The organism is Stenotrophomonas sp. HMWF023, assembly GCF_003060985.1.
In the GTDB taxonomy this organism is placed as follows: domain Bacteria; phylum Pseudomonadota; class Gammaproteobacteria; order Xanthomonadales; family Xanthomonadaceae; genus Stenotrophomonas; species Stenotrophomonas lactitubi.
This window is the reverse complement of record NZ_QAIJ01000018.1, coordinates 1-12,820: the sequence shown is the minus strand read 5'-3', so window position 1 is coordinate 12,820 and position 12,820 is coordinate 1. Positions and strand designations below refer to the sequence as shown.

At 67.0% G+C, this 12,820-nt stretch carries 9 protein-coding genes and 1 pseudogene; 6 read left to right on the top strand and 4 right to left on the bottom strand.

Going from position 1 to position 12,820, the window contains the following annotated elements:
- Positions 1–109 precede the first annotated feature (109 nt).
- A complete protein-coding gene (locus DBR20_RS00465; protein ID WP_108264797.1) occupies positions 110–3,343 on the top strand; it encodes an autotransporter outer membrane beta-barrel domain-containing protein in 3,234 nt (1,077 codons plus the stop codon).
- A 162-nt stretch (positions 3,344–3,505) separates the two neighbouring features.
- Entirely contained in the window at positions 3,506–5,524 is a 2,019-nt protein-coding gene (locus DBR20_RS00460) for an acyltransferase family protein (RefSeq protein ID WP_108264819.1), read from the top strand.
- Positions 5,525–5,528: 4 nt separating this feature from the next.
- On the opposite strand, the gene DBR20_RS00455 is transcribed toward DBR20_RS00460, so the two are convergent.
- Positions 5,529–6,590 (bottom strand): FAD-linked oxidase C-terminal domain-containing protein, encoded by a 1,062-nt coding sequence (locus DBR20_RS00455; protein ID WP_108264796.1) that lies wholly within the window; start codon positions 6,588–6,590, stop codon positions 5,529–5,531.
- A gap of 5 nt (positions 6,591–6,595) precedes the next feature.
- Positions 6,596–6,904, bottom strand: a pseudogene (locus DBR20_RS00450) (penicillin-binding protein activator); the annotation flags it as partial.
- Between the two features lies 1 nt (position 6,905).
- Here DBR20_RS00450 and DBR20_RS00445 point away from each other — a divergent pair.
- Positions 6,906–7,124, top strand: a complete 219-nt coding sequence (locus DBR20_RS00445; protein WP_033830344.1) for an autotransporter outer membrane beta-barrel domain-containing protein — start codon at positions 6,906–6,908, stop codon at positions 7,122–7,124.
- 150 nt (positions 7,125–7,274) lie between these two features.
- Here DBR20_RS00445 and DBR20_RS00440 read toward each other — a convergent pair whose 3' ends face one another.
- Both DBR20_RS00440 and DBR20_RS00435 read right to left on the bottom strand, forming a co-directional pair.
- Positions 7,275–8,000 carry a molecular chaperone gene (locus tag DBR20_RS00440; protein WP_108264794.1) on the bottom strand — a complete coding sequence of 242 codons (726 nt, stop codon included), beginning with the start codon at positions 7,998–8,000 and terminating at the stop codon, positions 7,275–7,277.
- A 57-nt stretch (positions 8,001–8,057) separates the two neighbouring features.
- Entirely contained in the window at positions 8,058–8,570 is a 513-nt protein-coding gene (locus tag DBR20_RS00435) for a fimbrial protein (RefSeq protein ID WP_108264793.1), read from the bottom strand.
- Positions 8,571–8,881: 311 nt separating this feature from the next.
- Between DBR20_RS00435 and DBR20_RS00430 the strand changes: the two genes are divergently transcribed.
- The 3 genes from DBR20_RS00430 to DBR20_RS00420 are packed head-to-tail and all read left to right on the top strand — an operon-like array spanning position 8,882 to position 12,274.
- Positions 8,882–11,389, top strand: coding sequence for a fimbria/pilus outer membrane usher protein (locus DBR20_RS00430; RefSeq protein WP_108264792.1), 2,508 nt, complete (start codon positions 8,882–8,884; stop codon positions 11,387–11,389).
- 34 nt (positions 11,390–11,423) lie between these two features.
- Positions 11,424–11,933: a fimbrial protein gene (locus DBR20_RS00425; RefSeq protein WP_108264791.1), complete on the top strand. Its 510-nt coding sequence runs from the start codon at positions 11,424–11,426 to the stop codon at positions 11,931–11,933.
- A gap of 59 nt (positions 11,934–11,992) precedes the next feature.
- Positions 11,993–12,274 (top strand): hypothetical protein, encoded by a 282-nt coding sequence (locus tag DBR20_RS00420; RefSeq protein ID WP_146186917.1) that lies wholly within the window; start codon positions 11,993–11,995, stop codon positions 12,272–12,274.
- The last annotated feature ends 546 nt before the right edge of the window (positions 12,275–12,820 follow it).

Below are 12,820 nucleotides of genomic sequence, written 5' to 3'. Positions count from 1 at the left end.
GGTGGGCATCGTCCGCGACACCCGGTCGCGGGTGCGTTTGCAACAGATTGGATGGTGCACTTGCAGGTGGGTAGTCGAGGATTCCAGCGCATTCCACTGGAGCTTTCCCATGCAATCCCCCCACCCCCCTCGACACGGCCTCTCTCTTGCGCTTGCCGTCGCGCTTGCCGCACCACACCTCGCAACGGCGCAACAAGTCATCGCGGACGGTGACGCACAGGTGCCGGCCGCCGGCGACTACGCCACTGTCGATCCGGTCAGCCCAGGCGACCGGTCCGGGTACGTGTTCTATGCGATCAACGGCGGATCCATCGTTCCCGGTGGCCAAGTCAATCTCCGCTCCGAGGGACTCCGTGCAGCGGCGGCACGCGTCGAGGGCCTGGGCAGCCGCATTGAACTGAGCGGAGGAAGTATCAACACGACGGGATACGGCGCGGCCGGCGTATCGATCACCACTGCCGGAGCAGCCGTGCTGCAGGGCACGCGGATCCAGACCCACGGCGTAGCCAGTTCGGGCATCGAGCTCGCCGGCGGAACCCTGGGCGCCAGCAATGTGCACATCACCACGCAGGGTGGGCTGTCGCATGGTGTGTCGCTGCGCGGGGGGAATGCTGAGCTGCGCGACAGCCTGCTGGCAGTGAACGGCAGCAACTCCGACGGCATCCATGTTGGCGGCGGCACCCTGTTGGCCGAACGTGTGCAGATCGATCAGAACACAGACGGTAGCGCGGTGCGGATCGCGGCTGGCACTGCCAGTGCGGTCACCCTGCGCAACGTACAGATCAACGGCAGCGCTGCCGGTTCCAACGGTGTCGTCGCCGGCGCGGGCAGCAACGTGCTGCTGGAAGATGTCGATATCACCCTTGCCCATGAGCTCTCGGGCGAGGCGCTGAGCATCGGCGGCGAGGTGGTGATGCGCGGCGGGCGCATCCATGCAGCGGGCGACGGCGCCAGCGTCGTGAGCATCACCCGTGGCGGCAAGGGCACGCTGGATGGCGTGGACATCCAGGGGCGGCGCGGCATGCTCCTGTGGGACAACGCCACGCTGGACATGCGTAACAGCACGCTGACGTCGGCCAACATCGGCATCAACATCAACCAGTCCAACAGCACCGCCACCATCGTGGGATCCCGCATCACCGCCGACACTGGCGAAGGTATCCTGCTCATCGGCGATTCCACGCTGAGCTTGGTGGGCTCCACGGTGACGAGCCATGGCACGCTGAGCCCGGCAGTCTCCCTGTTCCGGGGCCAGGCTGCGCTGGAAGACAGCATGCTGCGTACCACCGGCGTTAACGGCCACGGGCTGTACGCCGATGGCAGCACTGTCGGCTCACCGGTCGCCCACGCCACCCGCGTCGACATTCTGACCACCGGTGCGGGCGCCGTCGGCGCCATCGCGCGCCTGAGCGGCAGCAGCCACCTGGCAGACAGCGTCGTGCGTACCACGGGCATCAACGCCCACGGCGTGTTGTCCGGTGGTCGCGGCGCGATGACGCTGCGCAATACCCACGTACGTACAGAAGGCGAGGGCGCCTGGGCGGCGGTGATCAACGACAACGGTCGCCTGCAGATCGACGGCGGCTCGCTGGTGAGCGCGGAGCATGGCGGCGTGTGGCTGCGCAGCAGCCGCGATGCGGGGCTGACATTGGGCAACGGCGCGCTGCTGTCCGGTGGCAATGGCACCGCGCTGTCGCTGGACGCCGCGGTGAGCGGGCGCTTCGATGTGCGGCTGGAGAACGGCGCGCAGATGCAGGGCGACATTGTCATCACCCGCGAAGACCTGGAGAACGGGCGGGTGCCGCAATCGCAGGTACAGGTCAGCCTGGCCGGTGGCTCGCACTGGTGGGGCAGCAGTGACCTGGTGGAGCACCTGGAACTGGGCGGTGGCAGCCAGTGGACCCTGCGCGGCGACGCACGCGTGGCTGCGCTGACGGTGCGCGACAGCACGGTGGCGCTGTCCGATGGGCGTTCAGCGGTGGGCAACATCCTCACCGTGGACGGCGACCTGCACAGCGACGGCGGCACGCTCCTGTTCCACGGTGCGCTGGCGGGCGATGACACCGTGATCGACCGCCTGCACGTGCGCGGCGATACCAGTGGCGATGCCAGCCTGCGCGTGCAGAACGTCGGTGGCGTGGGGGCGCCCACCGAAGATGGCATCCAGCTCATCCAGGTCGACGGCGCATCGCTGGCGCGTTACGCCTTGGCGGGGCGTGCGGTGGGTGGTTCGTACGAGTACTTCCTGTTCCAGGGCGGTATCGCCGATCCCAACGATGGCCAGTGGTACCTGCGCTCGCAATGGTTCGACCGCTGCCAGGACGATCCGACCTCTCCGGGCTGTGTCACCGATCCGGATCCAACGCCGGGCCCGGACCCGGAAGAAGGGGGCGATGATGGTACGCCGATCACGCCGCCGGGCCGGGTGCTGCGCCCGGAAGCCGGTGCCTACCTGGCCAACCAGGCCGCCGCGGTGGGCATGTTCCAGCACCGTCTGCATGATCGCAGCGGCGCGCCGGGCCTTGCCGAAGGACGCGGGGCGTGGGCACGCGTGGGCCGCCAGCAGGCCGACTTCCAGGCCGTAGGCGGTCAGCTGGCCGTGAACGGCACCACCTCGCTGCTGCAGGTAGGTAGTGACGTGTGGCAGCGCGGCGGCGCAACGGTGGGGCTGACGCTCGGCAGCGGGCGCGCCGATAACACCGTGGTGTCCACGCTGACCGGCTACACCGCCAAGGGCCGCGTGCGCGGCACTGCCATCGGCGCGTACGCCACCTGGCTGCAACGGCCGGGCCATGTGGAAGGTGCCTATCTGGATGCCAGCGTGCAGCGCGGCCGCTTCGACAACCGCGTGGACGGCGTGGACCTGCCGCGCGAGCAGTACGACGCCCACGTGCTGAACACGTCCGTTGAAGGCGGCTATACCTTCAACGTGTGGCAGGGACCGAATGCCGCGCTCTACGTGCAGCCGCAGTTGCAGCTGTCGCACGTGGATTACCGGGCCGACCGGCATGTGGAACGCAACGGGACGCGGGTCGATGGCGCCGACGTCGATGGCCTCAGCGGCCGCATGGGCGTACGCGTATTCGGCCACGACACCCGGGCCGGCAATGTGGTGCAGCCGTACATGGCGGTGAACTGGCTGCGCGGCATGCGGGCCAGTACGTTGGATTTCAACGGCGAAACGCTGGGTGCCGACGTGCCGCGTGACCGCTACGAAGTGCAGGCGGGTGCGGAGCTGAAGCTGGGCCAGCGCTGGTCGGCCTGGGGCGGCATGAGCGTGCAGCGGGGCGACCACGACTACCGCAACGTGGGTGGCCGGGTGGGACTGCGCGTGGTCTGGTAAACAATGACACCGGGGTCGGATCCCATTGCCCCGGCAATGGGTTCTGACCCCAACCGCTCTGGCGCGCGGACGTCTGTAGATGCCGTGTTGAGCCGGGACCGGACCTGAACGATGTACATGCCTGTCGCATTTGTCCATTGAGTGACTGTGCAACCGGTGGCGATGCTGCCGGATCGCTCGCTGACGGTCGCCCGCATGCCTTTCCCCGAACGCTCCCACAACGCTGCCATCGATGGCCTGCGTGCACTGGCGGTGCTGGCCGTCATCGCCTTCCATGCGAACGCGGCGTGGCTTCCCGGCGGTTTCACCGGTGTGGACCTGTTCTTCGTGGTCTCCGGCTTCGTGATCAGCCAGTCGCTGGCCTCGCGTGCCAATCTGTCGCTGGGCACATTGCTGCTCGATTTCTATCGGCGCCGCGTGCTGCGCCTGTTGCCGGCGCTGCTGGTGATGCTGATGGCCACCTTCGTGCTGTCGGCACTGTTCATTCCCCGCGCTTGGCGCAACGAACAGTTCGACCAGACCGGCTGGGCGGCGCTGGTGGGTTTCAGCAACATCGTGCTGGCCGGCCAGCAGGATGACTACTTCTCGCCCGGCGCGGAACTCAATCCGTTCCTGCACACGTGGACGCTGGGCGTGGAGGAGCAGTTCTACCTGGTCTTCCCGCTGCTGTTCTTCGTCTGGTTGCGCGGACGCGAACGCTGGCCTTGGTCGCGTTGGCTTCTGCCGGCGCTCACGGTGCTGTCGCTGGCGTGGGCGACCTGGCGGGCGCAGGCGGCACCCGCAGCAGCGTTCTACCTGCTGCCGTCGCGGTTCTGGGAGCTGGCCGCCGGTGCGCTGTTGTACCAGTGGATGAGTACGCGCAGTCCCGGCAAGCGCGGGGATACGCTCGCACTGTCCGGCCTGGCCCTGCTGCTGGTGGGCGTACTGGTCGCGCCGCAACTGGCGATGCCGGTGCCTGGTGTGCTGGCCACGGTGATCGGTACCCTGCTGCTGTTGGCGGTGGTGGCGGGCCAGGGTGAATCGCGTGTCGCCCGCGCACTGGGCTGGGCACCGCTGTCCTACCTGGGGCGCCTGTCGTATTCGCTGTACCTGTGGCATTGGCCACTGCTGGTGCTGCTGCGCTGGACCTGGGGGCCGCAGGGCGCTGCGCTGTGGCTGTATCCGGTGCTGCTGCTGGCTGTGTCGGCCGCCTCCTACCATTGCGTCGAACGTCCGCTGCGCAGTGCTGCGCCACTGCTGCGGCTGGCGCCGGCCAGGGTGCTGGCGATGGTGCTGCCGGTGGTGGCGCTGTGCGGTGCCGGCGCCTGGGCGACGGTGGAGTACCACGAGCAGATCTCGCTCAGCGTCACCCGTGATGGCTATGCATGGCAGGCGCGCCGCTACCCGGCGTGGCGACCGCTGGAACCGGTGAGCGCACCCGCCCTTGAAGGGCGGCGCCTGTTTGTTGTCGGCGATTCGCATGCGGCGGCCTACCGCACGATGACCAGCATGGCCGCGCGGCAGACCGGGATGGAGATACGCCAGGAGGACCGCGGCGGCTGCAGTTTCGTCAATCTGCTGGGGCCAAGCCCGGCCGGGTGCCAGGACTTCATCGAGGAAAGCCTGTCGAGTATCGAACGCGAGGCGCGCGCGGGGGACATCGTGTTGCTGGCGGCACTGCGCATGCCGGAACTGCGGGGCTTCGACTGGCAACACCACGGCGAGCAGCAGATCTATCGAGAGCTGTTGGCCGAGCGTACGCCCGCGCGTGCACAGGCGGCACGGGAAGAAGCCGAGCGTGTACTTCGCCGCCTGCAGCGTTTGGGCGTGCACGTGGTCATCGATGCACCGCTGCCGCTGTTCAAGGCCGGGGCCTATCGTTGCTCGGACTGGTTCAACCGTAGCAACCCGGCGTGCGCCGGTGGCCTGGACATGCCACGTGCGGATCTGCAGAGGCTGCGCGCACCGCAGATGGCACTGCTGGCCGAGCTGGCCGCGCGCTACCCCTCCCTGACCGTGTGGGACCCGCTGCCGCTGCTGTGCGGGCCGGATACCTGTTCGGCAGTGCAGGACGGTGAACCGTTGTTCTTCGACAATGACCACCTGAGTGGGCACGGCAATCGCGTGCTGCTGCCCAGCTTCCGGCAGCTGCTGATTGATCTTGCCGGCGACGGCGCTACTGGCGCACCGCCACCGACGTGATTCCTTATGCCGGCGGCAGCACCTTGCCCGGGTTGAGGATGCCATCCGGGTCCAACGCGACCTTGATCGCGCGCATCGCCGCCAGCGTTTCCGCGGTGAACGCCTTTGCCATGAAATCACGCTTGGCCAGGCCGATGCCGTGTTCGCCCGACAGCGTGCCACCCAGCGCCAGCGTCAGCTCGAAGATCTTCGGCAGCGCGGCGTGCGCGCGTGCGTTCTCGTCGGCGTCGTCCGGGTGGTAGAGGATGTTGACGTGCAGGTTGCCGTTGCCGGCATGGCCGAAGGTGACGATAGTCAGCGCGTAGTCGTGCGCCAATGCCTGCACGCCAGATACGAGCTCCGGAATGCGCGACACCGGTACCACCACGTCTTCGTTGATCTTGCCCGGGGCGACGCTGCGCAGCGCGGGTGACAAGGCCTTGCGTGCAGCCCACAACTGATCGCGCGCGCGGCCTTCCATCGCCACATCCAGCTCGATCATGCCGTCGCCCTCGGCGGCGGTCGCCAATGCCTGCAACAGGTAGGGCAGGGTGTCGTGGTCGCCATCGGCCTCGACCAGCAACATCGCACCCGCTTCCGGCACGTCGGCACCATTGAGGCGCAACAGCTGCAGGCTGCGTGCGTCCATGAATTCCAATCGCGTGGGAACCACAGGCTGCGACATCAGCGGCGACACGGCAGCGGCGGCGGCATCTGCGTCGCGGTACAGCACGCGTAGGCCGGCCTGGCTGACCGGCAGCGGGGTCAGTTTCAGCGTGGCTTCCACGATCAGCGCCAGCGTGCCTTCGCTGCCGACCAGCAGATGGGTGAGGTCGTAGCCGGTGGCGTCCTTGGTGTAGGCGCCGCCGCAGTGGATGAGGTCGCCTGCGCCGGTTACCGCCACCAAGCCGAGCACGTTGTCGCGGCTGGTGCCGTACTTCACCGCGCGCGGGCCACCGGCATTGCACGCCAGGTTGCCGCCGCGATAGCGCTCGTTGGCGCTGATCGGCTGCAGCCCGGCATTGCACAGGTAAGCCTGCGCGGCAGCTTCCACCGCCGCGCCCCGCTGTGCCCGCGCGGTTGGCATGGGGCTTAGTTGGCGCTGGCGATTGGCATCGGCCGGCCGCCGCTGAAGGTCGACCAGGCCGGCACGCGCAGCACGTTGCCGTTGCTGTCCAGGAACAGCGTGCCGGTGGCGCCGGGCAGGCCGCCTTCGTTGGCCATCTTGTCCAGGTAGGCGCTGATCTTCCATGCATCGAACCCGAACGCGAACAGGCGGCCGGCCGCGCCACGCGCGGTGGGCAGAATCTGCCCGGCGGTGCTGGCCGACGGCAGGCCCAGCACGCCACGCACGTTCCACGCTTCGTTGGGGTACACGATGCCGTCCAGGGCCATGTCGTCTATGGCGGCCAACTGGCTGCGTGGACCGCGCACCAACGCACTCGCCTTCAATGGCGAAACCCTGGGCGCGGATATGCCACGCAACCGCTATGAAGTGCAGGCCGGTGCCGAGCTGAAGCTGGGTCAGCGCTGGTCGGCGTGGGGTGGCATGAGCGTGCAGCGTGGCGACCACGCCTACCGCAACGTGGGTGGCCAGCTGGGGATGCGCGTGCGCTGGTAACAAAAAAAGGAGCCGGGTAATGCCCGGCTCCTTCGCGTTACGCGTGCTGCTTCGTGCATCATCGTAGCGCCGGGCTCTGCCCGGTTGCTTTCTGCGGATGTTCCAGCGCAGCCGGGCAGAGCCCGGCTCTACGGCGCGCAATGCGCGCCGTTACGGGGCGCCTACAGTGGCCTGTTGGTCGCGCGGGGTGCCGTAATCATCCAGCCACTGGAAGGTCACCTGGTTCGGCATCGATGCATCCGTCGGCAGCGCATAGCGCACCTGCTGGCCCGGGGCGATCATGTCCACGTCCACCTTGCGGCCGTCAGCCAGCATCAGCGTGCTCAGCGTCACGTGGTAGGCAGTGGGGTTGGTGACCTGCAACGCATTGTCTGCACTGGACCATACCAGTGCTGCAGCGGCATCACGCGCTGCTCCTGGCAGACCCGCAGGCCGGTGGAACAGCTTCACCCGCGTGCGCACCGCGAACTGCAGCAGGTTCTTGCCCGTGGCATCGGCCGGTTTGGGTGGGATATCCAGCAGGTTGAAATAGAACACCGATTCGCGGTCGGTCGGCAGCGCCGGTTCCGACGGGCGCGGTGCATAGGTAACGCGGTAGGCCTGGCCCTGGTGGGCCTGCAGCAGGCGTGGCTCGGCTGGCGTCAGCCGGAAGGGAGTTCGCACGTTCTCTGGACGCGCGTGGCTGTCACCATCGTCAATCCAGACCTGGGTCATTGCCGGTTGCCCGCCGGTATTGGTGGCCTTGATCGTGACGTCGCGGCCTTTCTGGGCGTCATGGACAATGCGGGTGCCCTGCAGGGTTACTGCCGCAGACGCGGGCAGGGACGCCAGGAAGACGGCCAGCGCGAACGCCCCAGTCGATGCACGGGGTTTCATATGTCACCTCTCGATGGAGGGGATGGCCAGCGGTGACGCCAGCCATCCCGGGGTGGCTTACCGGTAAAGCACCACGAAGTCACCGGATGCATTGGCGGTGCCGGCCGTAGCATCCTGTCCCGGCGACGCGTACCACGCGGAGTAGTCAAGCTGGCCGCTGCCATTGGCGGCGATGGTCACCCACTGGGTGGGGTCCTCACCGATCTTCTGCTGGACGTCGGCGGCGTCATACAGCGCGACGCCGACCTGGGTCGCGCCGGAGGCCGCAGTCAACTTCAGATTGCCGGTGCTGCCATCCGGCGTACCGCCGAAGCGTACGCCCACGTCCTGCGAGGCGCCCGAACCGGTGCAATCCAGGCTGATGCTGAAGGTCTTCTGGCCGGCACGGGTATTGGCGTTGACCGATGCGAGATCGACCTTGCCCATTGCGACAGTGATGGTGCCGCCGGTGGATTGCACGGCACAGGTGGAGGTGAGCAGTTCACCGGTGATTTCCAGATTCTCGGCGAAGGCAGGAGCAGCGACGGCGGCCAGCAGCGACAGTGCAAGCAGGCGGATCTTCGGATTCATGAAGGTATCTCTTGTTGATGGAAAGGGCGTCACCCAGAGGCGAACGGCGGCAGTGTCTGCGATACCCGGTACTGCGGACATGCAAGAAGTTGCAAAAGACCCTGGGCGACGATGGCTTTGAAATCATTCCGAAGGCGACGTTTCTGCATGTCGCACGGCCGGACCAGGCATTTCGACGTGTTCAACCGGTTGGGCTAGGACAAGTTGCGTCGCCCATCGTTTGCAATAAATTGCATGGCCTTGGTGGCATCGCAGGCCTAGCCTCCCACTTCTCCCCATTGCACGACGTCCGGGTTCAGCCGGGCATTGCCATGCACCTGTCTGTTTCCGCCCCGCTTCGCACCCTGTCGGCAGCCATTGCACTGGTGTTGGCCGCACCTGCATGGGCATCGCCCGCGCCGGCCATCGAGTTCAGTGACGGCTTTCTGCTCGGTGGCGATGCCATCGACATCTCACGCTATGCCAATGGCAATCCACTGCCCGCGGGTGACTACGCGGTGGAAGTGAACGTCAATGGCCAGTTCCAGCTGGCGCGCGACATCACCTTCCTGGCCTCCAGCGACCCGCATATCGCCACGGCCTGTCTGCCCGCCGAGCTGGCAGGCTACCTGTCATTGAAACCGGTCTATCTGGACGCATTGGCAGCGCAGGACGCCACCTGTATGGATCTGCCGGCACTGGTTGAAGGCGCAACCGTGGCCTTCGACAGCAGCAGCCTGCAGCTGGATATCAGCGTGCCGCAGGCCGCGCAGGCACAGCATGCGCGCGGGTATGTCGCCCCGGCGCAGCGCGACCGCGGCATCAACGCCGGGTTCATCGACTACAGTTTCAACCAGCACCGCAGCGATGGGCGCGACAACCGCTACCTGGGCCTGCGTGCCGGCCTCAACCTGGGCGCGTGGCGGTTGCGCCATCGTGCATCGGTGAACCAGGGCGAGCGCGGTACCCATCACGACGTGATCAGCAGCCACCTGCAACGCGACCTGCCAGACTGGAACAGCCAGCTGCTGCTCGGACAGGGCAATACCGGTGGCGAACTGTTCGACAGCGTGGCGTTCACCGGCGTGCGCATGGCCACCGACGAGCGCATGCTGCCCGATTCACTGCGCGGCTATGCACCGGCGGTGCGCGGCATCGCCGAAGGCAATGCAGTGGTGCGCATTCACCAGAACGGCACCATCATCCATGAAGCCAACGTCGCGCCGGGTCCGTTCCTGATCGAAGACCTGTATCCCACCAACTTCGGTGGCGACCTGGTTGTCACCGTGACCGAAGCCGACGGCCGCGAACAGCGCTTCTCGGTCAGTTTTTCTGCGGTGCCACAGGCACTGCGGGTCGGCTCTTCCCGCTTCAGTGCCACGGCTGGCGTGCTGCGCGGTGCCGGCGGCAACGTGGAGCCCCTGCGGTTTGCCGAAGGCACCTACGCGCGTGGCATCAGCAACCGCCTGACCCTGCTCGGCGGTGCGCAGGCGGGTGAGGCGTACCAGTCGGTGCTGGCCGGTGCGGCCATCAACACCGCGATCGGCGCCTTCGGTGCCGATGTGACCCACTCGCGCGCGCGTCTGCGCGGAGACGATGTGGTGACCGGCAACAGCATCCGCTTGAACTTCCAGCGCTACGTTGCACAAACAGGTACCAACGTCGGTCTTGCCGCCTATCGCTACAGCACGCGCGGCTACCTCACCCTCAACGATGCCGCGCGCGTTCGCGACGATGCGTGGGGCTACAGCACGCGTGCGCGACAGCGCTACCAGGTCAATTTCACCCAGCGGCTTGGCGCGCGCAGCTCGGTGTACCTCAGCGGCGGCCATGTGGCTTACTGGGACAGCACGCAGCGGCAGAACGACTTTCAGCTCGGCTTCCAGAGTACGTTGGGCCGCGCCAACTACAGCCTGTCGGCAATGCGTTATCGCCTCGGTGACGGTCGCCAGGACACCCGCTACACCTTCACCTTCGGCGTGCCATTGGGGCGAAGCGCGAGTGCGCCACGCGCGACCACCCAGGTGGGCCATTCCGGCCAGGGTGGCAAGCTTCAGCTGGGGGTCGCAGGTGCGCTGGGCGATTCCCGCGCACTGACCTACAGCGCCACGGCCAGCCGGTCGGCCGCCGAATCGGCCAGCGTTGACACCTATGTTGCGTACCAGGGCGGCAAGATTGCGTTGAACGCGGGCTACAGCCAGGCCCAGCGCTACCGCAGCCTCAACCTGGGGGCGGCTGGCAGCGTGGCGCTGCACGCGGGTGGCATCAACTTCGGTCCCGCGGTGGGCGAGGGCTTCGTGCTGGTCCAGGCCGAGGGCGCCGAAGGGGCGAAAGTGGGCTATGGCGACCCGATCCGTGTGGCCGGCAATGGCTACGCGTTGTTACCGCATGTCAGCCCCTATCGCTGGAACCAGATCGACCTGGACCCGTCCGGCCTGCCGCTGGAAGTGGAGCTGCTGCAGACCTCCCAGCGCGTGGCGCCCACCGCGGGCAGCATCGTGCGGGTGGCGTTCACCGCCACGCGCGAGCGCACGCTGTTCATCGATGCCACCGATGCGCTCGGCCAGCCGTTGCCGTTCGCTGCGCGGGTCGTGGATGACAACGGCCAGCCGATGGGCGCGGTGGGCCAGGGCGGCGTGATCCAGCTGCGCGGCGCGAACGACAGCGGCGCGTTGATCGTGGACCCGGACGGCCCGCACCGCTGCCGCCTGGAATACACCACGCCTGCCGCCGCCGACGCGTACGGCCTGTCCTGGACCCAGGCGGTGTGCACGCCGTACCCCGCGTTATCGCCCGGCCTGCAGGCGGTCCTGCAGGCTGCCACCACCGACGCACCTTGAACCCTTTTCCGTCGTTCCATCACGAGGTCATCCCATGCACGCTTCCACTGCTTTCCCCACCCGTATCGCCATCGCTTTCCTGCTGGCCTGTATCGCCCCGGCCGCTTTCGCGGCCACGCTGACCATTACCGGTCGCGTACTGCCCGGCACCTGCACCTTGGCGGACGCGCAGATATCCCTGGACCCGGTCAAGGCCAACGAAATGACCGTCGGCGACAACGCGCTCAAGGCCGGTGCACTGAACTTCACTGGCTGCATCGGCGTTACCAAGGCCACCCTCACCTTCGACGGCACCGCCGCCGATGGCGACGCGCTGCGTTGGAAGAACACTGCGGCCGCCGATGCCGCCACCGGGGTAAGCGTTGCGCTGCTGGCAGCGGCCACCGGCACCACCTATCTGACGAAGGGCGACAGTGTGGATCTGGTGGTGAGTGGCGCCACGGCCACCTATCCGTTGCGTGCCGGCTACTACCTGCCGTCCACCAGTGGCATCAACGCCGGCGTGGTGCGGACCGAGGTGGTGGTGACGGCGGACTATCTGTGAGCGGGTGGCTGTTGCGGCACGCGCGACCTCCGCGGAGAGCAGCGCTTGCCGCATTGACCTTGGCGTGGCTGTTGCCAGGCGCAGCAGGGGCGGCGTGCATGCGGCTGAATCCAGGCGACCAGGACGTGACGGTCAGCATGACGATGCCCAACCTCGACCTGCCTGACCGGAGGTTTGTGCTCCAATCGGGTGCAACACTCATCGATCCCTTCCAGTGTGATCCTGGAACGAATGCCTTCGTCGTGGATCTACCGCTGACCGGACTGACCTACGAGCGGGAGATCGCCTCCGATGATGGCAGGACCTACAGCGTCTATAGCCTCGGCCCGCGCTCGCCTTGATCGGTTTTCTGCATTCAGTCAGCGCACCTCGCGGCGGTACGAGCCCCTCACAGGATGCGGTTGCAGTGGGGCTGAGGCACCGTAATGCCGGTCTTCTGTCCGCATCCGCAGAGCCACTCAATGTATGGATGGGCATCGTTCGCACCGCCGGTACACTGAAGCCGGGTGCCATCGTAGGCGAAGCAGTGCTGACGGCTACATATCGCTGAGGCGCCCGAGGCAGGGGGCGCAGCCACGGCGCGTTGGAGCGTTCCTTCCAGTCCCGGCGCCATGCGAGTGGCGGACCCAGCAGGTGGCCTGGGCTGCAGGCCGGTGAAGTGCACTCGGAAATCACCGTCACCGCCGACTACGAGTAGGGTCGAGCTTGCTCGACTGCGTTGTTGTAGAGCCGAGCCATGCTCGGCTGAGGCGCGCAGGGGTCGTGATGTCTCGAAGGCTCGCCTCCACAAGCGGCGTGAAGTTGCACATCTCTCACCACGCACGCGCACGCGCTTGGTTCGCGAATGCCACGCTTTGCCGTTCGCAGCATTTCGCAACAAATTGCAT

Coding starts and splice junctions, on each gene's coding strand:
- DBR20_RS00460 (WP_108264819.1), top strand. CDS start 3,506: ATGCTGCCGGATCGCTCGCTGACGGTCGCCCGCATGCCTTTCCCCGAA.
- DBR20_RS00445 (WP_033830344.1), top strand. CDS start 6,906: ATGGCGGCCAACTGGCTGCGTGGACCGCGCACCAACGCACTCGCCTTC.
- DBR20_RS00440 (WP_108264794.1), bottom strand. CDS start 8,000: ATGAAACCCCGTGCATCGACTGGGGCGTTCGCGCTGGCCGTCTTCCTG.
- DBR20_RS00455 (WP_108264796.1), bottom strand. CDS start 6,590: ATGCCAACCGCGCGGGCACAGCGGGGCGCGGCGGTGGAAGCTGCCGCG.
- DBR20_RS00425 (WP_108264791.1), top strand. CDS start 11,424: ATGCACGCTTCCACTGCTTTCCCCACCCGTATCGCCATCGCTTTCCTG.
- DBR20_RS00430 (WP_108264792.1), top strand. CDS start 8,882: ATGCACCTGTCTGTTTCCGCCCCGCTTCGCACCCTGTCGGCAGCCATT.
- DBR20_RS00465 (WP_108264797.1), top strand. CDS start 110: ATGCAATCCCCCCACCCCCCTCGACACGGCCTCTCTCTTGCGCTTGCC.
- DBR20_RS00435 (WP_108264793.1), bottom strand. CDS start 8,570: ATGAATCCGAAGATCCGCCTGCTTGCACTGTCGCTGCTGGCCGCCGTC.